Genomic DNA, 26,940 nt, shown 5'->3' on the forward strand with positions numbered 1-26,940 from the left:
ATGCACGATTCATTCTTGACGGAGATCGACGTAATGCAAAGAACGCGGCGTGATGCGGTAGACGGGCTGCTGCCCGACGAACGTGCAAAGTTGATTCTCGACCGGCTACGCGCGCACGGCCGCGTGCTGGCCGCCGAGCTCGCGCTCGAATTCAACACCTCCGAACACACGGTTCGCCGCCATCTGCGCGATCTGGCGGACGCGGGTCATTGCAAGCGTGTGTATGGCGGCGCGCTGCTGACCTCGCCCGCTGCGCAGGCCGGATCGACGCGCATGCGTCAAGCTGCCGATCGAAAAGCGCGGTTGGCTGTCGCGGCGGTGTCCATCGTCCGGCCGCGGCAGATCATCCTGCTCGATGCGGGATCGACCAATGTCGCTATTGCGGCGGCGCTTCCGGATAACGCAGACCTCACCGTCGTGACGAATTCCCCGGATGCCTGCTCGCGTTTGCTGGATCGCCCAGGCTTCGAGGTCATCCTGATTGGCGGACGGATGAGTCCGCGCGGGGCGGGATCGCTGGGATCCACCGCGCTTTTGCAGGTTCAGCAGATCAGGGCCGACATATGTTTCCTCGGCGCTTGCGCCATCGATCCAGCCGAGGGGGTGGCTGCGTTCGAGGCAGAGGAAGCCGAGCTTAAACGCGCGATGGTCAAATCAAGCGGCCAGATCGCCATTGCGATGACGTCTGAGAAGCTGATGACCGCGGCACCGTTTTTTGTCGTGGCGGCGTCCGGCGTTGAACACCTGATCGTGGAAGCGGATGTGCCGGCACAACGGCTAGGCGAGTTCAAAAAAATCTGCAGCAATGTAATCGTGGCTCAGGGGTTGACTCCAGTTGCTCCGGGGGCTCGATCATGAAACCTGTTGCCGAACGAATCGCAACAACAGCGGTGTTTCTCGCTAACGGCTTAGGCATCGGCGCCTGGGCTGTCGAGATTCCACAGATCAAAGAAGGCTTGTCGCTAAGCGACACATCGCTAGGGATCGCGCTGTTCGCTTTTGCGTTAGGCGCAATCGTCGCCATGCCGCTTGCCGGCCGGCTAGCGCCACGCTTCGGAAGCGGTCGTGCGACAGCAATCCTTGGCATTGCATTCGTCATCGCGCTGCCCTTGCCTGCGCTGGTCCCGAACTTCGCATTGTTATGCGCCGTGCTCTTTGCATTGGGAGCCGCGAATGGCGCGCTGGATGTATCGATGAACGGACACGCCAGCGCGATCGAAGGCGAATGGAAGACACCGATCATGTCGTCGTTTCACGCGGCGTGGAGCATGGGCGGTCTGCTGGGTGCTGCGTCGGGCGCGGCGCTTCAGGCCCACGGCATCGGCACGATGGGCGGGCTACTCGTCCCCGACTTGGTGATAGGCACACTCATTGTGACAAGCGCATTGCTGGCATTGCGGGATATCGGGCCACGCGCCTTGGCGTCGGCTAGCGGTTTTGCATTGCCTAGCGCGGGCGTGATGAAACTGGCGGCCTTAGCATTTCTTTGCATGCTGGTCGAAGGCGCGGTGGCGGACTGGAGTGCGGTGTTCCTGCGCTCCGCGCTCGACACGCAAGCCAGCGCAGCGGCACTCGGTTATTCGTCGTTTGCATTCGCGATGGCAGCATGCCGCGTGGTCGGCGACGTATCGGTTCGACGCTTGGGCTCGAGCGTAGTGGTGGCAACCGGAGGGCTTATCGCCGCGCTTGGATTGGCGTTGGTGCTAGGTTATCCGAACGTGGTCACCGCTTGCGTGGGCTTCGCGCTTGTGGGGATCGGCTTGGCGAACATCGTCCCTGTGATCTTTAGCGCGGCGGGCCGTTCGACCGCGACGCCGGCTGTTGGGGTTTCGATGGCCGCTACGGCGGGTTATGCCGGGTTTCTCGTGGGTCCGCCGCTGATTGGGCTGGGCGCGGGCATTATGGGTTTGCGGCTTGCCTTATGTGCGTTGTTATTGGCCGCGGTGATTGTTTGTCTCGTGGGCGGCAAGGCCGTGGGCAAAGCTGGTGTCGGGCAGGCGCTTTAGAAGTTTGGTTCGCTCACGAAAAATCAATGCAATGCCGGTATCAGATCGCCGTCTGCCTGACGCTGAAGATCCTGCACCTTGGTCTGTAACGCACGCAATTCAGCTTGCGCCGCGTCCTGCTGGGCACGCAACGTACGAATCGCTTCCTGCTGCTGTGCCTGACGGTCGACCACCTGGCTTTGCTGCGCGCGCGCCACATCGACATCCGCTTGCAGGCGGTCCGCCCGCTGCTGCTGCAAGGCGATCAGCCGATCCGCGAAAGCATTTTCCGCCTGCAACTTCTCACGGCGGATTTCCGAATCCGCTAGCTGGGCAGTGCTCTTGGCGAAGTCGGCATAGACGGCTTCGGCGCGAGTATCGGTCTGCGTCTTGATCACCCGCCAGAACTTCTTTTGCTGGAAAAGCGCGACGTAATACAACATCTGATCGGGATAGAACAACAGGCTTGCACCGTAGCTGCCGTTATAAGTGGTGCGCATTTCGACCACCTTGCCGTCGCGGATCATCTGCTGCAACTCGGTAACGTTGCCGTTGCCCTGCGCCTGCGGTTCGTCCGCCGCACCGTTGGTCAGAAGACTGCGCCGTGCGCTCGCGTCGCCGAGTGCATTTCCCGGTGTCGATGCCGGATCTTGCGCCGCCAAGGCGGTTGTCGCGGTTGTTGCAGCGTAAGTCGTCGTGCAAACCACCGCGCATGCCAATAGAACTACCCCGTACGGCCATTTATTATTGGATTTCATGGAATTTCCGAGTACTTTGAACAAAGCGAAACCGACGGAATTATGGCAGATAGAATGCCTGGACATTAATGAACGATGGCCAAAAACCTCGTTCGTTAAATGGAAATGGGAGCGCCGGATAATCCCGATGGTTAGTGAGGCAGCTACGGAGGCAGCTGCGGAATCAACTGCGATATTTTTCAAACACCTTGCTAAGAACAAGGCCCCCGCCCCGACGCCCCGGCGTCACCTGAAAATATCCGCAACAAGATTCGACACCGCCCGGATCCGCTCGCTCCCGCGAAGCGCCGGGTGCAGCACCATCCAGACGTCCTGATCCAGCTCCCTGATATGCGGTTCGACGCAGACAAGATCGCTGGTCGTATCGCCGGCAAGTTGAGCCAGCACGCCCAGCCCCGAGCCGCCCAGCACGCCGTCGAACACACCCAGGACGTAACTGCTGCGAAGACTCGGAGCAGGCGCACCCGGCAATGTCTTCAGCCAGCGGGCCGCGGGATGATCGCCGCGGCGCTCGTCATAACCCACGAAGGACAGCTTGCTCCACTCTTTTTTCTTGATGGCCACCTTGTGGCGCAGGTAATAGTCCCGCGATGCATACAAGCCAAAGCGGACTTTGCCGATCCGGCGTACATACAGGTCGCCCTCGTCGGGGCATTCCGACCAGATGGCGATATCCGCTTCGCGCCGGGCAAGGTTGTACGGCCGTTGCGAGGTCAGCACTTCGATAGCCAGTCCGGGAAACCGCTCCTGGAACGAGCCAAGCAGCTTCATCAGGATGTAGGACATCCATTCGACCGCATTGATCCTGACCGTCCCTTCCAGCCCATGAGAACCTGTGACGTCTCCCGCGCGCTCGATCTGATGCGCGAGCGCCTCCATCTGTTCGGCCCACGTAAGCACCCTCTGCCCGAAAGCCGTTACTGCGCACCCGGAGGGCACCCGGTCAATCAGGGGTTCACCTAGTCTCCTTTCAAGCTCCGTCAGCCGGCGCGACAACGTCGCAGCGCTCAGATCGCAGGCCGTGGCGGCGGCTCTCATGGTTCCTTCGCGGGCGATGGCGAGCAAAATTCGCAGGTCGTCCCAGTCAACGTGTTCCATTTTTGAAACGCTCGCTTTCGATTTTAGACGTAGCATATCGCGAATCGCGAGGATAGCATTAGACCCCGATGGGCCGGATTGGCACTCGCTATACACCACGGCTCATGCATCGCCTTTTCTCGATGCGGCGTTAAAGGATGTGCCAACAAGAATGTCCTTTCAAATCGATTAATTGACTAATCGACCAACCGACTAACGACTCGCCGGCTATCACTCAGTAGACCGAAGAGCAAACTAACGGAGACTCTATGACCCGCAAGGCCAACCAAGCACGGCGCCGTGTACTCGCTGCAACCGCCGTATTCGCCGCATTCTCGCTGCTGCCTGTCTCATCGGCATTCGCTCAGTCGGCGAAAAAACCCACCGTCGCCCTCGTGATGAAGTCGCTCGCCAACGAGTTCTTCCTGACCATGGAAACGGGCGCCAAGGATTATCAGGCCCATAACGCGAGCAAGTTCACGCTCATCACCAACGGCATCAAGGACGAAACCGATACCGCGAACCAGATTCGCATTGTCGAGCAGATGATCGTCTCGAAGGTCGATGCGCTCGTGATCGCCCCCGCTGATTCCAAGGCGCTCGTCCCGGTCATCAAGAAGGCCGTGGACGCCGGGATCATTGTGGTGAACATCGACAACCGGCTTGATCCGGACGTGCTCAAGTCGAAAGACCTGAACGTGCCGTTCGTCGGCCCGGACAATGCGAAGGGCGCAAAGCTGGTCGGGGATTATCTTGCCAAGAAGCTCAAATCCGGCGATGAAGTCGGCATTATCGAAGGCGTGTCGACCACAACCAACGCGCAGCAACGCACGGCCGGCTTCAAGGACGCGATGCAGGCGGGTGGCATGAAGGTTGTTGCGCTGCAATCCGGCGACTGGGAAATCGACAAGGGCAACGCAGTGGCGTCGCAGATCCTGAATGCGAACCCGAATGTGAAAGCGCTGCTGTGCGGCAACGACAACATGGCAATCGGCGCAGTTGCTGCAGTGCGGGCGGCCGGCAAGGCGGGCAAGGTGCAGGTGGTCGGTTACGACAACATCAACGCCATCAAGCCGATGCTCGCCGACGGCCGCGTGCTCGCCACCGCCGATCAATACGCCGCGAAGCAAGCGGTATTCGGTATCGACACGGCTTTGAAGGCGCTCTCCACGCACCAGAAGCAGTCGGAATTGTCGAGCGTGGTGGAAACGCCGGTCAACCTGGTCACCAAGTAAGCGCATCAAGTCATCCAGCATGCGTCATCGCGGTTAGCTGCGGCGACGCATACATGAACGCTGCATGAGCGTAGAGTGTCCCGACGCGTCTTGCTTTGGTTTCAAGTGTTCAAACGCGTAGTGCGCCCCGGCTCTTTATGGCCGGGGCGTAACTCGCATTCAAGTACTCGCCCCAGCCTCTCATAAGCGATGCCAAGTCCAATCGTTCCTTCCGCAGACATAGCGCCAGTGCTGACCATTCACGGGATCGGCAAGACCTACGTCGAACCGGTGCTCGCGGACGTCTCGCTCCACCTGCGCCCCGGTGAAGTACTCGCGCTGACAGGCGAAAATGGCGCCGGCAAGAGCACGCTGTCGAAAATCGTAGGCGGTCTTGTGACGCCCACGACCGGTTCAATGCAGCTGGGTGGCATCTCGTACACACCGACGAGCCGCAGCGACGCCGAAGCGCTGGGCGTGCGCATGGTGATGCAGGAACTGAACCTGCTCCCCACGCTGTCTGTAGCTGAAAACCTCTTTCTGAATCGCCTGCCCAAACGCGGCCTCGGCTGGATCGACCGCGCCACGCTACGCGAAGATGCGCGTCAGGCGATGGCCCAGGTCGGGCTCGACGCCATCGACCCGGACACGCTGGTGGGTGAGCTCGGCATCGGCCATCAGCAGATGGTCGAGATCGCGCGCAACCTGATCGGCGATTGCCGTGTGCTCATCCTCGATGAACCCACCGCCATGCTCACGGCTCGCGAAGTCGACCTGCTGTTCGAGCAAGTCGATCGCCTGAAATCGCGCGGCGTGGCGCTGGTCTACATCTCGCATCGGCTGGAAGAATTGGCAAGAATCGCTGAACGCGCAGCGGTGTTGCGCGACGGCCGGCTCGTCCACGTTGACGCCATGCGCAACCTCACCAGCGACAAACTCGTCACGCTGATGGTCGGACGCGATATTGGCGAGCGCATCGATCTCGGCGAACGCCGGATCGGCGCAACGGCATTCAAGGTGCAAGGCATGACGCGCGGCAACGCCGTGCGCGACGTATCGTTCGAAGTAAAAGCAGGCGAGATCTTCGGCATCAGCGGTCTGATTGGTGCGGGACGCACCGAACTCATGCGGCTGATCTATGGCGCGGACCGCGCGGATAGCGGCAGCATTGAAGTCGCGCATCGCGGTTCGGCGCTCAAGACGGTCAACATCAAGTCGCCGTCCGACGCGGTGAATCAAGGTATTGCGCTTATCACCGAAGACCGCAAGGGCGAAGGTTTGTTGCTGCCTCAACCGATTGCCGCGAACATTTCGCTGGGCAACATCGGCGCGGTATCGAAGCATGGTTTCATCGACGCCCGCCGAGAAACCGCGCTCGCACAAAAGCAGATCGACGCCATGCGGATTCGCACGTCGAGTGCCGCGCAACCGGTGTCCGAGCTCTCGGGCGGCAATCAGCAGAAGGTGGTGATCGGCCGCTGGCTGGCACGCGATTGCACGGTGCTGCTCTTCGACGAACCCACGCGCGGCATCGACGTCGGCGCCAAGTTCGATATCTACGCGCTGATGGGCGCCCAAGCTCGCGAAGGCCGCGCGCTGGTGGTGGTGTCCAGCGACCTGCGCGAGCTGATGCTGATCTGCGACCGGATCGGCGTCATGTCGGCGGGACGCATGACCGGCGTCTTCGAACGCGATAACTGGTCGCAGGACGCACTGCTTGCCGCAGCATTCGCGGGTTATGCGGGCCGCGATAAAATCCTCAGCGAATCTATCGAACCGGAAAAACATATTACGGAGCACCAGTCATGACGCTACAAACCACTACGCAGAAATCGCAGACGGAGCCGCCCAAAAGTGCGAAACCGATCGGCACGCGGCTGGGGTTTTCCAATTATCTGGGGCTGCTCGGTGCGCTGATCGCGATGATCGCGCTGTTCTCCGTGCTGAGCTCGCACTTCCTGACCTACGATACGTTCAGCACGATCGCGAACCAGATTCCCGATCTGGTCGTGATGTCGGTGGGCATGACGTTCGTGCTGATCATCGCGGGCATCGATCTGTCAGTGGGTTCGGTGCTGGCTCTAGGCGCGGCCGTCACCAGCGTTGCGGCATTGCAATGGCACTGGGGCGCGTTGCCGGCAGCGTTGCTCGGCATGGCCGGCGCCACGCTCACCGGGTGCGTGACCGGCGCCGTGACGGTGGGTTGGCGCATCCCTTCATTCATCGTCTCGCTGGGCGTGCTGGAAGCGGCTCGCGGCCTTGCGTACCAGATGACAAACTCGCGCACCGCGTACATAGGCGACGCCTTCGACTTTCTCTCGAATCCCATCGCGTTCGGCATTTCTCCGTCGTTCCTGATTGCTATCGTCGTGATGGTCGTGGCGCAGCTTGTGCTCACCCGAACGGTTTTTGGCCGCTATCTGGTCGGCATCGGCACCAACGAGGAAGCAGTGCGGCTGGCCGGGGTCAACCCACGGCCGTACAAGGTCATTGTGTTCGCGCTGATGGGCCTGCTCTCGGGTCTCGCGGCGCTGTTCCAGATCTCGCGGCTTGAAGCGGCGGACCCCAACGCCGGCTCGGGGATCGAACTGCAGGTGATCGCCGCGGTGGTGATCGGCGGCACGAGTCTGATGGGCGGACGCGGTTCCGTCATCAGCACCTTCTTTGGCGTCCTGATCATTTCCGTGCTTGCGGCAGGTCTCGCGCAAATAGGCGCGAACGAACCGACCAAGCGGATCATCACCGGCGCGGTGATTGTCGTGGCGGTCGTACTCGATACCTATCGCAGCAAACGGCGCATCATGTGAGCCAAGTGTTGGCAAGCCCGGTGCTTAGCGCTTTTACAGCGGCGCTTTGGACGTTTCATTCGTGGTTATCAGGCACGAATGGCGGGCGGCTTGTGAAAGTGCTTCCCTATTACCGGCGACGTTCGTGAGGTCCGGCTTGGCTTAGCGTGCTCAATTGAGGCGCTTAGGCCCGATGACCAAGACGTTCGCCAGCAGGAGATCTGAAAATGTCCAAAGAAGTAAAGCAAGGCTCCGTCCTCATCATGGGGAGTATCAATACCGATCTGGTCGCACGTTCTCCGCATCTGCCCCGGCCGGGTGAGACGATCAGCGGGCATGAGTTCTCGCAAATCTCCGGCGGCAAGGGGGCAAACCAGGCGGTCGCGGCCGCACGTATCGGCGGTCGTGTGGTCATGGCGGGATGCGTTGGCGCAGATGCCAACGGCGCGTTGCGGCTGGCCGGTCTCGAAGCGGAAGGCATTGATTGCAGCGCGGTCGAGACCGATCCGTCGGTACCGACAGGCGTCGCAATCGTCACGGTGGCGGACGACGGCCAGAATACGATAGTCGTTGTGCCAGGCAGCAACGGTCAGGTTACGCCCGAGATGGTCAAGCGCCATGAAGCGGTGATCAAAGCCGCCGACGTCGTGGTGTGCCAGCTCGAGACACCTTGGGATTCGGTATATGCGACGCTTCTCACCGCGCGAAGGTTCGGCAAGCTGACCGTGTTGAATCCAGCACCGGCTACCGGTCCGCTTCCCGCCGAATGGCTGCCCCTGGTCGACTATCTGGTTCCGAACGAAGTCGAAGCCGCTATTCTCGCGGGACTGCCGGTCGAATCGCAAAGCGGTGCACGCAGGGCCGCGAAAGAGCTACAGAGATCGGGCGCGCATAACGTCATTGTCACGCTCGGGTCGCAAGGCGCTTATCTCTTGCCTGAAACAGGGGAAGGCACGCACTTCCCTGCCCCCAAGGTTAATGCGGTCGATACGACCGCCGCCGGCGATACCTTCATCGGCGTCTTTGCCGCGCAGTTGGCGGCACGCCAACCGATAGAAGCCGCGATCAGCCTCGCCCAGCGAGCCGCCGCCATTTCCGTCACGCGCGCGGGCGCGCAGCCGTCCATACCGACCCGACAGGAAGTCGACAACATGCCCTCCTAGTCTGGAATGGTCGCAGGGTTCGGGTCACTCGATTTAGATTGAAACGTCGGAAACGTGCTGCCTGATGCAGGGGTTAGGCACGCTCTCGCCCAAGCTGCTGCATGGCGACATGCAGCAGCGGTTTTTCGTCATCCAACTAATCTCGAATGGGAAAAGCAATGAACCTGAGACCTGCGTTTGTCCTGATGGCTTCTGTCGTTCTGGCGGCTTGCGCTGGAAACGGAAGCACGAACCCCGGGCCTTTGGCGAATGCGCCGAAGGTCATCATGGATTCCGACTTCAATACGATGGGCGACGACGGCCAGCTCTTTGCGATGACCACGCAGTTAATGGCCCAAGGGAAAGTGAATCTGCTCGGCTTGACGGTAGTAACCGGCAATGACTGGCTATTGCAGGAACAAGCGGATGCGCTTAAGGCCGTGGAACGAATGGGCGTGCAGAACGTGGTCGGTGTTTATGCCGGCGCGAATTACCCGCTGCAATACGATGTCGCCAGCATCCGCGCCCAGCAAGCAGCCAATCCCAACGGATATTTCGGTGCGTGGAGCCGGCCCGAACCCACTCAGGCTTCCCAACTGATCGCGCCGCCCGATGGCTTCGCCACCAGCACGAAACTGCAGGCGCAGAACGCATCTGACTTCATGATCGATACGATCAAGCGTTATCCGAATCAGGTCACCATTATCGAAGTCGGACCGCCGACTAATCTCGCGACCGCGCTGCGCAAGGCGCCGGAAATCGCACCGCTTATCAAGCAGATTGTTTATATGGGCGGCGCCATGGCTGTGCCGGGGAATGCGAATGCCGTGGGTGAGCTTAACTGGTGGTTCGATCCGCTCGCGACGCGCACGGTGCTGCAAACCACCATTCCTCAGTCCGTGATCCCGCTGGATGTGACTAATACCGTGCCGCTAACCGAAAGCGTCTACAACCAGATCGCCAACAATCCCAGCAAGCAGAACGCCGTCACGAAAGCGTATGCGACGACCAATGCCAATGCCTTTGCCACCAATACCCACATCTACGATACGCTGACCATCGCCTATTTCCTCGATCCGACATACGCGACGCAGACAAAAAGCGCGTACCTGGATATAGATACAACCAGCGGCGAGGATCAGGGTCACGTCATGGTCTATCCCGGTCAGCCGGCCGCGGGTGCTTCGCCGCAAAAGATCACCTACGTCACTCAATTCGATAACAACCGGTTCTTCAATCTTTACATCGATCTGTTGACACGCCCCGTTCCGGTGACCATGCCTTAGGTTGGTTTTTGCTCGCGCCGGTGGACGGGGTTTGGGTTTTGGTCTGCTGGCGCGGGTGGTCGGGGGTGGTGCTGGGTTGGTGCTTTCGGCGTTAGTGGTCTGCGTGAGTTAGCTGTTCTCTTTATCACTATTAGCCACTGTGCGTGGCGGCACTTCATTTCTTTTTCCACCGAACGGCGAAAAAGAAACAGAAGCAAAGAAAACACCTCTCAACCATCGGCAAGTTAGTGTCCCTAGCGTGCAGGCTAGGCGTTTTTGGCACCTGATAGCACGGTGCTCGCCAGACATCACCGATGTTTGAAGCCCGACCTCTCCGAACACAGATACCCACACGCTTCGCCACCAATGACTGAACCTGCCCAAGGGTCATCCCGCGCTATCCGCGTACAACCTCCTCAAGAAAGAAGCGCGCGGTCCACGTAGCCAACCCACCACGAAAACTTAGTGCGCATGCTCAGGTTGCCCAATCGAGCGCGGTGAACGCGACGTCTTGTAGGCTTTGCGCAGATAGGCACACAAGGGCTTTTCAATCGACAGGAAACTGAAGATCGATACGGCCGTCAATGCAAGCAAGAATCCGAGGAACGGCACGGGCGAAGTGGCAACGCTCGGGAACAGCATCTTTGCGTACCGGAAGAGCGGCACATGCAGTATGTAGAACGCAAAACTCGCCTCCCCAAGCAGCACCATGGGCTTGCTGCCAAGCCAGCGGCTAAGCGGCCCCGCCGCACGTGCCAGGAAATAGAGAAGCAGGATAAACGCAGGAAACAACAGGGCCTTAGCCAACAAGTGATTGGCCAGCACAATAACCGCGATTGCTGCGGCTAAAGCCGCGAAAGCGGCGACATCGAAGCGAAATTTCCTGGCCAGACCCTGGCTCAGGTAAAGCCGCGCCATGCATATCCCGGCGATAAACTCACCTATACGAAGCACCGGGGTAAAGTTCACCAGCTCTCGCAGCCAATACGCGTCTCCCAATGATGACGGCAGGAACGAAAGCGTCAACGTAGGAATAACGGAAAACAACCAGCAGGCGCCAATCAAACTCAAAAGCACACCAACGCTGCGATTTTTCAGGAAAGTGAACAAGAAGGGAAACGACGCGTAGAAGACCGCTTCTGCGGAGAGCGACCATCCGGGCGTGTTCCAGGCGGTAGCCGTGGTGGGCGTCCAGGCCTGCAGCAGCGCGAGAGAGATCACGCCATAAAACGCTAGCCGCGCGTACAAGCCGGCCGAGTGCCCGTGCAAAGAAGCCAGGTTCGTATAAACCAGCGGTGCGAAAACGATCCAGCCCAATAAATAGATCGGGTAGATTTTGGCGAACCGTGAGAAATAGAACTGTCGTACGGCAGGGGCTTCCGCACCGCTCACTTCGGGATGTGTGTAGGTGAGGATAAACCCCGAGAGGATGAAGAATAATTCGACAGGGTCCCCCGAATTTTCATAAAAATAAAACGGCGAAATCCCTAAGGACGCGGCAACGTCAGGCGAAAGGTGATAGAGCGCCACGCTCAGCGCTGCCAGGAAGCGAACGCCGGTTAATGCGGGAATGACTGGCCTTCTTGCAACTGTTGTCATCATTCATTGTGTTCGCCGCGTGCCCCAGCTCGCCTGGCCGCCTTATGGTGCACGTTAAAAAAATCGAAAATTAATGCGGAATCGCCGGTTTTCGTGAAAATAAAACGTGTCGTGCATCCGGTTCTGAATGGCATGACTTGCTTGATTGGTGCCCGAGTGGGCCGGCCCAGCAATTGCACTGGCCCCCGAGGCTCATCAGATCGCCTGTGAATAATTGACTACCCGCCCAGACCTTCGACCGGGTAGCGAACAAGATTCCCGCTAGCTAGAAACTGTGTCGCAATCCAGCCATGGCACCCAGTTGCCCGGCCCCCGCGGCAGGCGTCGTGCCACCACCACCCTGACTCACCGTATAGGCCGCCTTCGCGCTGTTCGCCAGATACGCTCCCTGCAGATAGACAGCCGTACTCTTCGACAAGAAATAGGTCGTGCGCAACACCCCGATCGTGCCCCGGGTATCGTCCTGCCGGTTGACGATCCGGTAAATACCGCCATCCACCAGCAGCGCGGGTGTCACCGGCCACGCGGCGGTCAGATAGAACTGATCCGACCTTACGTTAGGCGTGGCAGGCGAAACGGTCTCGACCCTGCGCCCGAGCCAGCCGCCGCCGATCTTCAGTTTCCCGATCGCTCCGTAGCCGTTCAACTGCATGCGGATATCTTTGTCCCCAGGGTTGGTCAAGGCGAACGTCGGCGTACCGTCGAAGAAATTCGCCGATGCACCCGGGCCACCGTGTTGTTCGTCGTAGGCGGCGGCAGCGCCGAAACCGCTCCAGTCATAGCGCAGCATGGCAGACCATTCGCTGCAGGTTTGAGTACTGCCCGGAACCGAGCCGACGCACGTGCCCTGCCCCGGCGAGTTGCCGGTGCCAGCCGAATCGCGGCCAAAGGAATAGGTCGCACCAGCGGTCAGGCCACCGAAGGTTCCCTTGTACGCGATCGTGTTGTCGCTGCGGGCGCTTGGCAAGTACTGGTCGAAGGAACCCGTGCCGCCATAAATATCCGGGCCGAGCAGATCGGAGTCGAGGATGGCCCAGTACGTCATCGTGTACTGGCGCCCGAACGTCAGGGTGCCGTACGGTCCTTTAAAGCCGACATAAGCCTGTCTGCCGAAAAGGCGCCCACCCTGGTTCAGTGTTCCGGCTTTCGTATTGAAGCCGCTCTCCAGTGTGAAGACGGCCGACCATTCGCCACCCAGATCCTCATTGCCGCGAATGCCCCATCGCGACGGCAGTTCGCCCGTCACGCCCGGCATCCGCACCACGCTGTTGCCTGATGCATCGGCATGCGTAACATACTCGATACCGGTATCGATAATCCCGTACAGCGTCACATTGCTTTGCGCAAGCGCTGGCGCAGCGGTGATCCCAAGCAGTGTTCCCAATAAGGCAATTTTGTATTTCATGGTCTCCGAGTCTCCTGACCTGCGCTTTGGAATGCAGGATCTTGTTACGACGACGGTTAAGCGCATTGCGCGCTCGGCCCGCCTGGTTACTTACATTAAAAATCCCATAGATTCGCTTACATGTTTTTTTGATAGGTATACTAATTTATTGAGAAGTGAGTAAATCCTGATCGCGCCCAGCGGTTTGGCTAATTCAAGAAAGTGCGAGAATGAGGGCCGCTCAGCCTCGCGTTACAGATACCACCGCAAATAATTCCAGTGCCCTACCGAATAGCGCTGGGTATATGTCGCCGCACCAGCGCAAGCGCGATCAGCACAACCGTCATTGCCGCGCCCAACATCACCAGGTACGACGACGCGCCGCCCGCGGTAATGACCGCGGCACCGGCAAACGCGCTGACAATGGCGCCTATACGCCCGAATGCAAGCGCCGACGCAGTGCCGGTCGCACGGACTCCGGTCGGATAGACATACGCGCAAAGTGCATACATGGTCGACTGCACGGCATTGACGAACAAACCGTGCGTAAAGAGGCCGAACATCAGCACGCTCAGGTGCTGGGAGACGTTCAGCGTCAGCAACAGCCACGCGCTCGCGGCGGCTCCGAAGCAGCAAATGAGCAGCGGCCAGCGCGAACCGAACCGTGTGATGGTGACCGCACAGGCCAGCGCTCCGATTGCACCGCCGAGGTTGTATGCCGTCAGCCCGTAGCCTGCAAACTGCACCGATAAACCCTCGTTGGTCAACATGGTCGGCAGCCAGCTAAAGGCGGCGTAGACAGCCAGCAAGCACATGAAGAACGCACACCAGATAGCGATGGTGTCCAACGCGCGGCCGTCCTTGAAAAGCGCGGTGAAACCCACGTGCTTTTCGGAGTCGCGCTCGCGAATGTCGGTGAAGCTTGCGTCTTTCGCAACATGGCGCGACATGCGGCCCAGCAGCGCAGTCAATTCGACCCAGCGATGCGGCCGACGCGACAGGAAACGTGGCGACTCAGGCAGCGCGAACAGCAAGAGGACGGCAAGCACGAGCGGCAACACACCGCCGGTCAGAAACAGGGCACGCCAGCCATAAGCCGGCAGGATCACGCTGGCGAACAGTCCCGCTACCATCCCGCCCAGAGGCACGCAAAGGATCGTGACCGTGACCGCTACGGTCCGAAAGCGTGCTGGCGTATATTCCGCCGTCAAGGTGGTGGAGGTGGGTAATGCCCCGCCTATTCCCAGTCCCGCGATGAAACGCAGCGCGGCAATCACCGCAAGGTTCGGGGCAAGGCTGATCGCACAGGTCGCGACGCCGAACACCAGCACACTGCCGATCACCGCCCAGCGCCGGCCGAAACGATCCGCGAATAAACCGGCGCAGGCGCTGCCGATGCCCATGCCGACCAGTCCTGCGGCAACTACCGGGGCAAACGCATTGCGGGCAATGCCCCACTCCTTGATCAGCACGGGAATGGCAAAACCGATCAACTGGCTATCGAAGCCGTCGACAATAATCGACAGCGCCGCCAGAAAAACAATCAGCTTCTGAAACGTGGTGAATGGACCGTCGTCGAGCACGCTCCCGATGTCTACCGTCTTGCTCTTGTCCTGCAGCTCCATCGCTTCATCGTGTTCCGTCTGCGCGGACCCGGTGAACCCAGCGGGAGGTACGTAGCTGGTCATATGACTGTCTCCTGTTCGTGCGTGGGTTCGACCCGCGCGTCTTTATTTTCTTTAGCGAATTATGCGAGCGCGGTTTACTGTTTTGATATTGCCGATTAGCGGAAAAGTCATGACCTGTGTGCATGACCTTGCGCTTGCGTGGCGTCCGTTTTTGCTTACTCCACCAAGAGCTTCGTTCGCTGGCCACGAACGCTTAAGCCGCTTTAAGAAGCGCGGCAACGAGCCGTTGCCGCGCTTCCGCGCGCCAGGCCCGGCATCATCAGAATGGGTATTGGCGCGGTGTCGTCTGCACGGTGATCCAGCGCAGATCGGTGAATTCGGCGATACCCGCCTTGCCGCCAAAGTGACCGAATCCACTGCCCTTCACGCCGCCGAACGGCATCTGCGCCTCGTCATGTACGGTGGGACCGTTGATGTGACAGATGCCCGATTCAATGAGCTTTGCGACGTTCATCGCCCGTGCGATATCGCGGCTGAACACCGCCGATGACAAGCCGAATTCGTTGTCGTTGGCGCAGGCAATCGCCTCTTCGTCGCCGTCCACGCGCACGATTCCTTTGACGGGTCCAAACGATTCGTCGTGGTAGATCCGCATATCGGCTGTTACGTGGTCCAGCAGCGTGGCCGGCATCAGCGTGCTGTCGGCTTTGCCGCCGCACAGCAGCGTGGCGCCCTTGGAGAGTGCATCGTCGATCAACGCATTGCACCGCTCGACCGTATTCATGTCGACCACCGAGCCAAGCACGACCGGCCCGTTGCGCGGATCGCCCAGCGGCAGTTCGACCGACCGCGCGGCGAGCCGCTTGACGAACGCGTCGGCCACGCGGCGATCCACGACAATGCGTTCCGTCGACATGCAGATCTGTCCCGAGTTGGCGAACGCACCGAAAACCGCGGCGTCGACCGCTGCATCGAGATCGGCATCGGCCAGCACGAGCAGCGGCGCCTTGCCGCCCAGTTCCAGCACGACCGGCTTGAGGTACTTTGCGCAGCTTGCTGCAATCACCTTGCCGACCCGGGTCGAACCCGTGAAATTGACCCGCCGCACTTTGGGATGGGCGATCATTGCTTCAACGATCGGGCCGGCATCGGCCGGTGCGTTCGTCACGAAGTTCACGACGCCTGCGGGCAAGCCTGCCTCCTGCAACGACTCGATGATTAAACCGTGCGTTGCGGGACATACTTCAGAGCCTTTGAGAACGACCGTGTTGCCGCACGCAAGCGGTAGTGCGATTGCACGAACCGCAAGAATCACCGGCGCATTCCACGGCGCTATGCCGAGCACGACACCGGCCGGTTGACGCACGCCCATTGCCAGGCTGCCTGGCACGTCGGATGGAATCACCTCGCCTGTAATCTGCGTGGTTAGCGCTGCGGCCTCCATGAGTCCGGCGGCAGCCAGATGCACATTGAACCCGGCCCAGATACCGGACGCACCGGTTTCGGCTGCCATCGCGGACGCAAAGGCCGCTTGTTTTCCCTCGAGCACAAGTGCCGCGCGCATCAACAAAGCGCGCCTCTCGCCTGGACCTAGCGCAGACCATGCGGGAAACGCGTTGGCTGCGGCATCTACAGCAGCCAACGCATCAGCAACCGATGCCGCCGGAGCGCGTGTAGCGACTTCGCCATCCAGCGGATTCTTGCGCTCGAAGGTCGCACCGTTGCTGGCCTGTACCGCCTCGCCGTTGATCAGCATGGCAATCGTTTTCATCTTCTGTCTCCTGATAATTTTTATACAAGCAGTGATCGATAGGCAACGCGCTTCAGGCCACGACCGTTTCAACGAGCATCGGCCCGGCAGTGTGCAAAGCGTCGTTCAATACACCGCGCAACTGAGAGGCCTCCTTGACCGCGACGCCGCGGCAGCCCATGCCCGCCGCAAGCGTCACGAAATCGAGACCGGGGAGATCGGTTCCCTGCACGGGATCGGTCGGCGCGAAACCGAACACCGGCGCGAAATCCTGCAAGGCAGCGTATCGCGAATTGTTAAGGATGACGAATGTAATAGGTAAATTCAGCTGCACCGCGCTCCATATGGCCTGAATCGAATACATGCTGGAGCCATCTCCGATCAGCGCGATCACACGCGTGCCCGGCTTGGCGAGCGCAACGCCCACCGCTGCCGGCATCCCGTAGCCAAGGCCACCGCTCTCCATGGTCAGAAACGTGCCGCTGCGGGTGAACGGCAGATATTCCTGCATGACCGGCCGCGCACTTGGCGCTTCTTCAACGACAACGTCGGCCGGGTTGCGTATCTCGGCGAGCGTTTGCAGCACGAACGCCACCGACATAAGCGGCGACGCCTCGGCACGCGGAGACGCACGGCGAGCCGCCGGCAACGGACGCGTCTTGGGCGCCGGCCGCGCCAGCAAGTCCGTGATGCCCAGCCGGATGTTCCCCACCGTCGCCGTGCCGCTTGGGGTCCAGGCGGCCACACTAGGGTCGTCGATCAGCTGGAACAACTGCGCGCCCGGGGGAATATGCGGACCGCTGCCCTCTACGTGATAAGTGAAAGCCGGAGCACCGAGCACACAGATGAGATCATGGCCGCCCAGCAATTCGACGATCTTCTCGCGCATCGCGGGAAGGAAGCCAGCGAACAGCCGATGATCTTCGGGAAAGCTGCAGCGTCCCGACATGGGCGCAACAAAAACACGTGCCTGATGACGTTCCGCCAGGCGAACTACTTCCTCCACCGCGCCCGCACGGTCCACGCCGCCACCTACGACAAACGCCGGCTGCGCACATAGATCGAGCGCGTCGCCCATTCGCGCCAGCATCGACGGATCGGGGCGGGTCACGGTGCTGACTTCGCTGACCGGAACGTAGTCCGCCGGTTGGTCCCAATCGTCGGCGGGGATAGAGACGAACACGGGGCCACGCGGCTCCTGCATCGCGATGTGATAAGCGCGCGCGATTGCCAGCGGCACATCGGCGGCTCGCGCCGGTTCGATGCTCCATTTCACGTAGGGCTTAGGCAACTCGGTTGCATGCGTCGACGCCAGGAACGGGTCGAATGGAAGGATCGAACGGGCCTGCTGCCCGGCGGTCACGACGATCGGCGTGCGGTTGCGAAATGCCGTGAAAATATTGCCCATCGCGTTGCCGACACCTGCCGCGGAATGCAGGTTCACCAGCGAAGCGTTACCCGTCGCCTGCGCATAACCGTCCGCCATGCCGACCACGACCGCTTCCTGAAGCCCAAGCACGTAGCGAAAATCGGCGGGAAAATCGCGGAACATCGGCAACTCCGTCGACCCCGGATTGGCGAATACCGACGTCATCCCTACGCGTCGCATGAAATCGATCACGGCGTCTCGTACCGTGATGCGGGCGGGTTGAGTGCGACCTGACATCCCCTGCTGCGCCGTGCTGCCTGTCATGCAAATGCCTCCTGAAAATCTAGCGAGTGAGCGCTTATCTGAGGGGGATTATCTAAGCCTGCACACATTATGAATATTGCCTTTTTGAGAAAAAGGCATTACTTTTGTGCATGACTCTCGACTCTTGTCGCCATGACGACCGTGCAGTATCGCGTTGATCTGCTTCCCCTTCCGACTTCCGCTCCCGATCGATAATGACCTTTAGTCTCCAACAACTTCATGCGTTCACGACGATCGTCGAAAGCAGTAGTCTCGGTCGCGCGGCAGAGGTTCTGCATGTGACGCAGCCGGCGCTGAGCCGGACAATCAAAAGACTGGAGGAACAGCTCGGCGCCCCTTTGTTTGAGCGTCACTCGAAAGGCATGCAACTGACCGCGATCGGCGAGGCACTGCTGCCGCACGCAACGTTGCTTCTACACGAAGCCGACAACACCCGCGAAGAAATCGATGCAATCCGCGGCCTCGCCAAAGGCACGATCCGGGTCGGGGCAGTAGCGAGCATCGCAACCCTTGTGCTGCCGTTGGCGGTCAGCGGCGTACTGGCTCGCTGGCCGAATCTACGCGTGCAGATCATCGAGGGTGTGTGGGACCGGCTTGCCGATAGCTTGCTGAAGCAGGAGATCGACCTCGCGCTCAGCATGGCAGTACCCGATACGGATGAGATCACCGCGATCACCGATTGCTGCTGGGAAGACATGAGTTATGTTGTCGCCGCGCTCGATCATCCGCTGCGTGCCAAAGCGGATCTGTGCCTCGCGGATACACTCGATCAGCAGTGGTGCGTGCCGCCTCGGGGAACAGGTCCGTTCGAGCACATGCAGCGTGTGTTCGCCGAGCACGGGCTGCGCATGCCCGAGATCGCAGTGGAAACCCGCTCTATCACCGTGCTGAAGAGTCTCGTCACGCGCGCGGGTTTTTTAAGCTGGATGGCCGCGCCGATGTACGACACCGAGAGCGCGGCGGGCGTATTCGATACGTTGCCTATTCCAGGGCTCGTCGCACGTCGCACGCTGACGGCGTTTCGACGTCGTCAGGGCATTCTGCCGCGTCCGGCGGTCATGCTACTGGAGCAGCTTAGGCAGTTGACGGCAACCGCTGCATGAACCCGATAATCGGGCGGTTTGATAAAACTTCCACACCATTTCGCCAATGACGGCGGCAACATCCTCTTAGGGAGCGGCAGACCATCATGGATCAGATCCTGGCTATTCGACCTTTCGTACCCGCAAAGGATTTTGACGCATCAAAGCGTTTTTACCGGGCGTTGGGCTTCGCGCTGACCCACGAGGACGAGAGCATCGCGATATTGAAGCTGGGTAGTTTCAGCTTCATTCTGCAGAATTTCTACGTAAAGGAATTTGCCGAGAATTGCATGATTCAACTTCTCGTCCGCGATGTGGATTCGTGGTGGCAAAAAGCGAAACCCAGCGAGCTGGTTGATCAGTTTTCTGTCAACGCACCTCGGGAGCCGGCGCTGCAAAGCTGGGGAATGAAAGTCGGGTTCATCTTCGATCCTTCGGGCGTGCTCTGGCACGTGGCTGAAGTCCCGTTCTGAACCTGGAGGTCTTGACCTGCAGCGCAAGGGCAAGATCACGAACCCTTGATACGATCGGTCGTCATCCAGCCCTCCCCCACGCCGATCTGTGCGACCTGTTTCGCGATGGAATCGGCCAGCCGCTTGGCATCCGCCGACACCCCGGCGCGCTTCGTTTCGGACACGGCGTGCAACCCTACACCTGCAGCAGCCGATGTCGCGACATGACCGGCCGCAGCCCCGATGCCCGCTGTTTCCGCCACACCAGGCGCCTTGCCGCTGTCCGCCTTCGCTTCGAAACTCTGTATGAACCTCGGCGCTTCGCCCGCCGGTTGATAGAGAACCTGAACGGACGTGCCGACCTGGCTCTTTCCCGCACCCAGACCGACCAGCATCCGGCGCCGGCGATTCCCCGCATCGATCGTCTCAAAGCTGCCTTGCACGATCAGGGCATTCCGATCGGTTGGCGCGGGGGCATCTGCACGTATTGCACGCAGGCCCATCGACTGTAGCTGCCGCACGATTTCATCAGCGACCTGCTCGCGTACTTCGGTTGCATCGTCGGTTTGCTTCTTCAGCGTCGCCGTGCCGTCGAACTGCGACTGCATCTTCTGGATCAAGCCACCATCGAGTTTCACCTGGTCCGGCGAGTTCTGGAACGCATAGACATAAATGGTTTCCGGCCGCACCTGCGTCGCCGCATTATAGGCACTCACATTGGTGATGCCGCTAGCGCAACCGGTAAGCAACACAGCACAAAAAACCAATGCGGACAGCGCACGCAGAGCGCTTCGTCCAGCCAGCATCTTGAGAAAAGTAAGCATGTTCATCCTGTCATCGACACCATCGTGTCTCGGTTATTCAAACACGTTGTCCGATGAGATAAACAAGTATGGATAGCTGATCATCGGCGCTCTTTGTGCGCGAAATGCCTGATCGAATCTGCTTGTTCAGGCGTCTCTGCAACTGAGGCAAGTATGAATGAACGGACGCGCAATCTCTATTCAACAATTATGTCGCGCCATGTCACGAGGCAAGCCCACATAGCGGATTGGGCCCGTGTTCTTTCATCAGATCATTGGCGGGATATTCGGTATAAATTGTTTTCCCCGCGCCGACCGAGCCGTCACTCTAGTCCACGACCACCGGATCGATCTCCGTTGCGGTCAACCCATACCGCCCCATTCTGTCTCGATGATCAGGCGACCCGAGATACTTGCGCAGGTGCAGATCGAACTCGCGACGCAGGTCAACGTTAGCCTTGGAGAATGAAAATGCGCCCTTGGGCGGCGCGTGCGTGGCTGCTTCCATGAGATCGTGCGAGACGGCACACACGACTGTATCGCCGATGCGTTGCACGAGAGTGCGATTTCCCAGGGCCGTGCTCGCGTAGGCATCAATCCGCCCTTCCAGCAACGCATCGATCGCCTCTTGTTGATGCTCGACCTGTTTTATCCGCGTCTCGGGGACACCCGCGCGCCTGGCCGCGTCGTGCTGAACCTGTCCGGTGATCACGCCTAGCTGCGCGTCGCTTGTTCGCGCCAACGCGTCATAGCTCGTCAGATGTTTCGGGTTCCCGGCCCGAACCAGGAACCCGTCGTGCAAGGCCCAGACAGGCAGGCTGAAAGCAACGAGGGCCGCTCGCTCCGCTGTGACGAACAGAGGCACGTTGATGTCCCACTGCCCCGCTGCGACGCCGGGCAGCAACTCGGAAAACGTCGTCAGCTTGCATTCGACCGTATGTACGCCGATGGCATGCAAGATTTCCTCAGCAAGCTCGATATCCGAACCCGTTGCAAAGCCACGCTCATCGCTCGCCCCGAAAGGCGGCTCCTCGATGTAGGCAAGAACAACTCTGTCGCGCCAATTTCTCATGAACGATGTCCTCTCGAGTAGCACACATGCAGGAAGATCCAATTATGGCATCCGGCAAGGACTATTCTTCAGCGAGGACGCATCTGTTCGATCATCAAGGTCCGATCACCGAGAGGTAAGCTGCTGCCTCTTCGATCTGCGTGTCATTCAGCTTTGCCGCGATGGCTGTCATGGATCCGGCCGCGGGAGGTTTCACTTTCGCGCGCGCCTGGAATTCGTGCAGCCGGTCAACGACAAACGCAGCGGGCTCCCCCGCAATAGCCGGAAAGCGCGCACCATTGCCTTTACCGCCTGCCGCATGACAGCTGAAGCACGCAGGAATTTCAGCGCCCGCGCCCATCCCGGCGAGCTGCCTGCCGGCCATCACCAGCTTCTCCGAAGGCGGCTGGGCACCCGTTGCAAGCGGTGGATGCTGCTGCGAAAAGAACACCGACAGCTCGCGTATGTCGCCGTCGGAAAGACCGCGCGCGACCGCCTGCATGGTGGCGCTCGCACGCGTGCCTGCCTTGAACATGACTAGCGCGTGGGCGAGATAGTCAGGATCCTTGCCGGCTAGCCGCGGCCCGCCGCTTGCAGTGCCCGCGCCCAATGCGCCGTGGCACGCTACGCACGTTGTGATCGAAGGCGAGGACATCCCAGGAGCGGCAACCTGTTCCGCCACCGCGGATTGCGCGTGACAGAGGCTCGCAAAGCCGATCAGCGCCGCCACTGAAGCCGAATACAAGCCTGCGTGCAGCAGGTTGGTGGAACGCGAGCCGAACATAAGCATCTTCCCGGTATCTTGTTGACGAGCGTCGTGCAAACGATGCTGTGGTCGAATTCTGCGGGGGTGACACTGACGCGTAGGTGGCTAGCGAATTACAAGTTTGTTATGTTGATCGGCACGACGTTTAATACAATCTTCGACCCGACGCGGCCGTTTTCCAGCCAATTAAACAGAGCGCAGCAGGCCGCTGTGTGCTGACCGCTTTGTCGCAGCCAGATGCGCGGCCCTGCTGCCTCTTTAGCAACTCTTCAATTCACACGTGTTGCGACGGCGTTTGCCCATACCAGTAGCCACAATTGTGAGCGGTGTATGCGTCATACGTGTTCGAGACCGGATAACCAAAGTCGAGAATCTGACGCGTCGCAGACGTATAAACCGGCCAGTTCGCGACCGTGCTTCCGGTATTCGGATTGCCCGAGTGCGCGAACGCCGACAGCGCTGCCGTCATCGCACTCGACAGCGTCGCCTGATTCGCGGTGGGAGTGGGAATCAGTTGCCACCAGTAGTCGAGATCGGACGAATGAAAGCTGCCGTAGTTCAGGGAGGTCGGCGGCAAAATGGAAGTCAGGCCACCCACGTTGTACGGCGCAGGATCGGAAAAGCGGTACATGTACACCGCCGGCGAAAACTTCGCCAGGTTGTCGCCGTCCTGAAGAGCCGCGCAAACGAACCGGTAGTCGCCATCCGCCGCTGCCAGCGCCTGACTCGGCGACGAATACTGGCTAAGCGGATATAGCGCGGCCGTGCTGGTGCCTGGGACGCCAAGGTACCCCGCGATCGTGTTCGTATAGTTGGCGGCCTGAACCGGATTGCCCTGGGCGTCGAAGGCCGCTGCGACGAAAAATGTGCCTTCGTCCTGTGTGAATCCCGATATCAACGGCACGCGATTGAATGTGCCGGCAGCGAACGCCACGGACGTCGAAGTGGGCAACACCTTACCGTCGACAATCGCGTACCAGGCGTTTGGATTGCCCTGCAGCGTCGTCGCGGCGGGAAGCTGCCGCAGACAATCCGCACTTGCGGTCGGACCACAGCCCCAGTTATTCGCCAGAGTCGTGCTGCTGGTTTCAGCTTGCGCCAGCGTCGATTGAACCCGGTTGAAGTCGCCGCTTTGCGCGACCGCCTTCGCAAACAGCCCCGCCGCTCCGGGCGACGCAAGTTGAACATAAACTGAATGACCACCCGCCGAATCGCCGAAGATTGTCACGTTCTTCGGGTCCCCGCTGAATGTAGCAATGTTCTTCTGCACCCATGTCAGCGCCGCAGCCTGATCCATGATCCCATAGTTGCCCGCCGCGCCAGCCGGGTCCTCGGCGGCAAGCGCGGGATGCGCGAGAAAGCCCAATGCATTGAGCCGGTAGTTGATCGTCACCACCACTGCATTTGCCTTGATCGCCAATGCCGAACCATCTGTGGCGATTCCCGACCCATTGATAAACCCGCCGCCGTGAATCCAGAACAGCACCGGCAAAAGAGTCGTCGCCGTCGTCGGTCCAGGCACATAGACGTTCACGTACAGGCAGTCTTCGCTGCCCTTCGGAGCGGCCTGCGTACCCTGCAGGCATTCCGATCCGGCATGCGACGCGTCGTAGACACCCGAATATGCAGCCGCCGCGGCAGGCGCTTTCCAGCGGAGCGCTCCGACAGGTGGAGCCGCATACGGCAGACCGAGAAATTCGTGCACGCCGTTGACGGTGATGCCTTTCGCCTGACCCTGAGCGGTATTGACTACATTCGGATCACTAAGGGTATTACTGTTGCTGCCTCCACAGCCTGCCACGATCAGCGGCAGCGTCGCCGCGATGGTCCACCCAATGGATCTTTGCTGATACTTTTTCATGATTGTCTCCTGATTTGTCATTTAAAGCGGCACTACCTGCGGCCTTCTTCGTTGCGTTACCTGCTCGTGTCGATTTTTTTTAGGCAAAGCAAGACCCTGCCCCTCGATACGGGGGCTCTTGACTGACGGCCGTCGGTCAGCGGGAAAAGCGTCGAGTCACGCGGTTGTCCGGAAGCGTTGCGCCCCGGTTACGCGTTCAGCCGTCGAAGCGGTACAGCACGCTGTCAACACGAAAGCGCACGTCATCCGCCAGGCTGTTGCTGACCAGCAGGTAGCGCTGGCCATCCGCCATGAAGGCGGCGGCATCCGTGCCGCCCGATGTCGGGAACGCGTCGGCGAGTTCGAATCGGCCCGCTCTCCACAGGAATATCTGCGATTGTTGTTGCGTACGCGGCGCGTGCGGGGTGCCGGTGATGAAACACACACGCACGAGATAGCGGCCCTGCGCACCGTCGACAAGACACAGTTCGCGACCGCCCGCCGCGCCTAGCGATTGCACCGGATCGAACCGAACCCGATCTTCATCGAACTGAAACAGGCGCGTTTCTCCCATCAGGTTGGCGTGCACCATCCACAATCGATCCTGATCGATGAAGAAGCTGAATGCGCGGCCGCCCGGTTCGTCGAAGCGTTGAACGACCTCGAAACGCTCGCCCCGCCAGCGATGAACAGATGAACCGCTGACGTGGTCCGCGTAAGCCAGGTAGTGTTGCCCGCCGAAGGCGATAAACGCCCAGTTATAGCCCCAGCGTCCATCTAGTGTCTGTAGTAACCCGAATTGTTTTCCATCCCATTCGAAGATGCAGGATTCGCGCGGGTTCTTCGGCGTCACGCCCTCGACTGTGACTCCCTGCGCCAGCGCCAGGAAATGCCGGCTGCCGATGGAGAAAAAGCGCCACTGTTTGCCGGCGAAAGTCGGGAAGCGCTGAAATGGCGTCCACTGGTTGTCGTCGCGTTCGTATAAGACCGCGTCGCCGTCGAGCACATAGGGACCGCTGCCGGAGCGCACGCCCAAGGTCGCGAGAAAGCGCCGCTCGCCGATCTCGAAGTACTCCGCGTCCTCGCCGCCCGGCATCGGCAGTGCATCGTACTCGACAAGCCGCCCCGCTTCCCAGCGATAGATCAACGCGTCGATGTCGCTGTCGCCCGCGTTCATTCCAGGCGCCTGTCCGGGGATATCGCGCGCCAGTTGCGGAACGACGACGAAGAGCTGGCGGTCTGTGTTGAAGACTTCGACTGCACGCGCGCCGCTAGTCGCTAGCGTCTGAACGGGCTTGAGAAGTGGAACAAGCGTCTCAGTGCTTACCATCGCTAACCTCCGATCCAGTCATCATGAACTTCGTGAGCGGCCTGTGGTGCGCCGTGTCGTCACCGCGTGAGCGCCATAGATTGGCCAGCATGATGCCGAGCGCCGCGAACAACGCCAGTAGCGCCGCTGCCAGGAACAAGTGGCCGAGCGACCAGTTCTGCGCAAGCAGAATGCCCCCCACCACCGGACCGATGATCGACCCGGTGCGCCCGATGGCCAGCGTCCAGCCCACGCCCGCCGCGCGTACGCCGGTCGGAAAGAGGCAACTCGCGATCGCCGGGAAGGTGAACTGACCGCCGACAACGCATGCCCCCACGAGGAACAGCAACCCGAAGGCCGCGTTGCCCGCGCCGATCACACGGCCGAGCGTGAAGACCATCACGGCCCCGGCGACAAAAGCTACGGCCACGGCGACGAATGGCGCGCCTCGCCTCACGATCAGCGAGATCGGCAACGCACCGGCGATCGCACCGACATTGATCACGACCGCGCCCAGCGCCGCCCGGTCGGGCGCCACGCCGTTGAGGTTGAGGATGGTCGGCATGAAGCTCACCAGGAAGCCCGACAGGATCATGCTGGCGAGCACGCCGAACCAGAGCGCGAACGTCGCGGCGAAACGTCCTTCAGCGAACAGGTTGCCCACGAACCGGCCCAGCATATTGCCGACAAAACCCTCGCTTGCTTGCCCACCCGGTTTGATCGTTGCCTCTGCCGGCGTGGTAACCGGAATCACGAGCAGGACCGGGATGATTGCGGCGAGCGCGCACGATCCACCCATCAGGAACACGAACGGCCAGCCGAACTTCATCATCAGCGCAGCCGTGATCGCGCCGCCCACTACCGCACCGAGCGGGAAGCCGATGAACATCAGGATCACCAGAGACGAGCGCCGCTCGGACGAAGCGCTTTCGGCCGTGATCGCGGCTATCGGGGGAATCGCGCCACCCATGCCAAGGCCACCGAGAAACCGCAATGCAGCGAGTGCCCCCGCCGAACTGGCGAACGCGCAGGCCAGCGTGAACCCGCCGGTCACGACCAGTGCCAGCACCAGCATTTTCCTGCGGCCGAAGCGGTCCGCAAGCGGGCCGATGATCAGCGAGCCCAATACCGTGCCGACAAAACCCGCACCGAACACGCGACCGAGCGAGGCATGGTCGATCTGTAATGACTTCGCCAAAAGCGGCGCGACGAACGACAGCATCAGGGTGTCGAATCCATCGATCATCGACACCGCGAAGCAGACAAGCGTGATGCTGATGACCGAACGCACGGCCCGGCCGCCAGAGGGTGCAGCTTCAAGATGATTCATGATGTAACGTCTCCTGTATGCGGGCT

At 60.3% G+C, this 26,940-nt stretch carries 22 protein-coding genes; 9 read left to right on the forward strand and 13 right to left on the reverse strand.

The window, feature by feature from the left end; translation table 11 throughout:
• The first annotated feature begins 33 nt into the window (after positions 1 to 33).
• Both EOS_RS19100 and EOS_RS19105 read left to right on the forward strand, forming a co-directional pair.
• Positions 34 to 858 (forward strand): DeoR/GlpR family DNA-binding transcription regulator, encoded by an 825-nt coding sequence (locus tag EOS_RS19100; RefSeq protein WP_047848282.1) that lies wholly within the window; start codon positions 34 to 36, stop codon positions 856 to 858.
• The gene (locus tag EOS_RS19105) at positions 855 to 2,006 is read left to right on the forward strand and encodes an MFS transporter (protein ID WP_047848244.1); all 1,152 of its coding nucleotides are present in this window, start codon (positions 855 to 857) and stop codon (positions 2,004 to 2,006) included. Before EOS_RS19100 ends, EOS_RS19105 begins: the two co-directional genes overlap by 4 nt.
• Before the next feature lie 23 nt (positions 2,007 to 2,029).
• Here EOS_RS19105 and EOS_RS19110 read toward each other — a convergent pair whose 3' ends face one another.
• Together EOS_RS19110 and EOS_RS19115 are read right to left on the reverse strand one after the other, a co-directional pair.
• Complete coding sequence (locus tag EOS_RS19110) at positions 2,030 to 2,926, reverse strand: DUF2968 domain-containing protein (RefSeq protein WP_235442878.1); 897 nt, start codon at positions 2,924 to 2,926, stop codon at positions 2,030 to 2,032.
• Between the two features lie 42 nt (positions 2,927 to 2,968).
• A complete protein-coding gene (locus EOS_RS19115; protein ID WP_047848246.1) occupies positions 2,969 to 3,841 on the reverse strand; it encodes a LysR family transcriptional regulator in 873 nt (290 codons plus the stop codon).
• Positions 3,842 to 4,089: 248 nt separating this feature from the next.
• Between EOS_RS19115 and EOS_RS19120 the strand changes: the two genes are divergently transcribed.
• From EOS_RS19120 to EOS_RS19140, 5 genes are all read left to right on the forward strand, one after another.
• Positions 4,090 to 5,055, forward strand: a complete 966-nt coding sequence (locus EOS_RS19120; RefSeq protein ID WP_047848247.1) for a sugar ABC transporter substrate-binding protein — start codon at positions 4,090 to 4,092, stop codon at positions 5,053 to 5,055.
• Positions 5,056 to 5,244: 189 nt separating this feature from the next.
• Positions 5,245 to 6,843, forward strand: a complete 1,599-nt coding sequence (locus EOS_RS19125) for a sugar ABC transporter ATP-binding protein (protein WP_047848248.1) — start codon at positions 5,245 to 5,247, stop codon at positions 6,841 to 6,843.
• Positions 6,840 to 7,841: an ABC transporter permease gene (locus tag EOS_RS19130; RefSeq protein ID WP_047848249.1), complete on the forward strand. Its 1,002-nt coding sequence runs from the start codon at positions 6,840 to 6,842 to the stop codon at positions 7,839 to 7,841. Before EOS_RS19125 ends, EOS_RS19130 begins: the two co-directional genes overlap by 4 nt.
• A gap of 206 nt (positions 7,842 to 8,047) precedes the next feature.
• Positions 8,048 to 8,983, forward strand: coding sequence for a ribokinase (gene rbsK, locus EOS_RS19135; protein ID WP_047848250.1), 936 nt, complete (start codon positions 8,048 to 8,050; stop codon positions 8,981 to 8,983).
• 158 nt (positions 8,984 to 9,141) lie between these two features.
• Positions 9,142 to 10,248, forward strand: a complete 1,107-nt coding sequence (locus EOS_RS19140; protein ID WP_053063965.1) for a nucleoside hydrolase — start codon at positions 9,142 to 9,144, stop codon at positions 10,246 to 10,248.
• A gap of 441 nt (positions 10,249 to 10,689) precedes the next feature.
• Here EOS_RS19140 and EOS_RS19145 read toward each other — a convergent pair whose 3' ends face one another.
• The 5 genes from EOS_RS19145 to mdlC form a co-directional block, all read right to left on the reverse strand.
• The gene (locus EOS_RS19145; protein ID WP_047848251.1) at positions 10,690 to 11,829 is read right to left on the reverse strand and encodes an acyltransferase family protein; all 1,140 of its coding nucleotides are present in this window, start codon (positions 11,827 to 11,829) and stop codon (positions 10,690 to 10,692) included.
• A gap of 262 nt (positions 11,830 to 12,091) precedes the next feature.
• Positions 12,092 to 13,231 carry a porin gene (locus EOS_RS19150; RefSeq protein WP_047848252.1) on the reverse strand — a complete coding sequence of 380 codons (1,140 nt, stop codon included), beginning with the start codon at positions 13,229 to 13,231 and terminating at the stop codon, positions 12,092 to 12,094.
• Between the two features lie 263 nt (positions 13,232 to 13,494).
• Positions 13,495 to 14,835, reverse strand: coding sequence for an MFS transporter (locus EOS_RS19155; protein WP_047848284.1), 1,341 nt, complete (start codon positions 14,833 to 14,835; stop codon positions 13,495 to 13,497).
• Positions 14,836 to 15,157: 322 nt separating this feature from the next.
• Complete coding sequence (locus EOS_RS19160; RefSeq protein ID WP_047848253.1) at positions 15,158 to 16,609, reverse strand: aldehyde dehydrogenase; 1,452 nt, start codon at positions 16,607 to 16,609, stop codon at positions 15,158 to 15,160.
• Positions 16,610 to 16,661: 52 nt separating this feature from the next.
• Positions 16,662 to 18,281, reverse strand: coding sequence for a benzoylformate decarboxylase (gene mdlC, locus EOS_RS19165; protein WP_047848254.1), 1,620 nt, complete (start codon positions 18,279 to 18,281; stop codon positions 16,662 to 16,664).
• A gap of 194 nt (positions 18,282 to 18,475) precedes the next feature.
• Between mdlC and EOS_RS19170 the strand changes: the two genes are divergently transcribed.
• Both EOS_RS19170 and EOS_RS19175 read left to right on the forward strand, forming a co-directional pair.
• Entirely contained in the window at positions 18,476 to 19,384 is a 909-nt protein-coding gene (locus EOS_RS19170; RefSeq protein WP_047848255.1) for a LysR family transcriptional regulator, read from the forward strand.
• Between the two features lie 86 nt (positions 19,385 to 19,470).
• Positions 19,471 to 19,836 carry a VOC family protein gene (locus EOS_RS19175; RefSeq protein WP_047848256.1) on the forward strand — a complete coding sequence of 122 codons (366 nt, stop codon included), beginning with the start codon at positions 19,471 to 19,473 and terminating at the stop codon, positions 19,834 to 19,836.
• Between the two features lie 35 nt (positions 19,837 to 19,871).
• On the opposite strand, the gene EOS_RS19180 is transcribed toward EOS_RS19175, so the two are convergent.
• The 6 genes from EOS_RS19180 to EOS_RS19205 all read right to left on the reverse strand — a co-directional run bounded on the left by EOS_RS19180 (position 19,872) and on the right by EOS_RS19205 (position 26,914).
• Positions 19,872 to 20,639 carry a DUF4410 domain-containing protein gene (locus EOS_RS19180; RefSeq protein ID WP_047848285.1) on the reverse strand — a complete coding sequence of 256 codons (768 nt, stop codon included), beginning with the start codon at positions 20,637 to 20,639 and terminating at the stop codon, positions 19,872 to 19,874.
• 307 nt (positions 20,640 to 20,946) lie between these two features.
• Positions 20,947 to 21,690, reverse strand: a complete 744-nt coding sequence (locus tag EOS_RS19185; protein WP_047848257.1) for a transporter substrate-binding domain-containing protein — start codon at positions 21,688 to 21,690, stop codon at positions 20,947 to 20,949.
• A gap of 94 nt (positions 21,691 to 21,784) precedes the next feature.
• On the reverse strand, positions 21,785 to 22,453 hold the full coding sequence (locus tag EOS_RS19190; protein ID WP_235442879.1) for a c-type cytochrome: 669 nt from the start codon (positions 22,451 to 22,453) through the stop codon (positions 21,785 to 21,787).
• Positions 22,454 to 22,709: 256 nt separating this feature from the next.
• Positions 22,710 to 24,296: a carboxylesterase/lipase family protein gene (locus EOS_RS19195; RefSeq protein ID WP_053063966.1), complete on the reverse strand. Its 1,587-nt coding sequence runs from the start codon at positions 24,294 to 24,296 to the stop codon at positions 22,710 to 22,712.
• A gap of 196 nt (positions 24,297 to 24,492) precedes the next feature.
• Entirely contained in the window at positions 24,493 to 25,605 is a 1,113-nt protein-coding gene (locus EOS_RS19200) for a hypothetical protein (protein WP_047848258.1), read from the reverse strand.
• The gene (locus EOS_RS19205) at positions 25,592 to 26,914 is read right to left on the reverse strand and encodes an MFS transporter (RefSeq protein ID WP_053063967.1); all 1,323 of its coding nucleotides are present in this window, start codon (positions 26,912 to 26,914) and stop codon (positions 25,592 to 25,594) included. The genes EOS_RS19200 and EOS_RS19205 overlap by 14 nt, the downstream gene beginning before the upstream one ends.
• Positions 26,915 to 26,940: the final 26 nt, after the last annotated feature.

The sequence above is a fragment of the Caballeronia mineralivorans PML1(12) genome (assembly GCF_001028175.1).
GTDB classification, from domain to species: domain Bacteria; phylum Pseudomonadota; class Gammaproteobacteria; order Burkholderiales; family Burkholderiaceae; genus Caballeronia; species Caballeronia mineralivorans.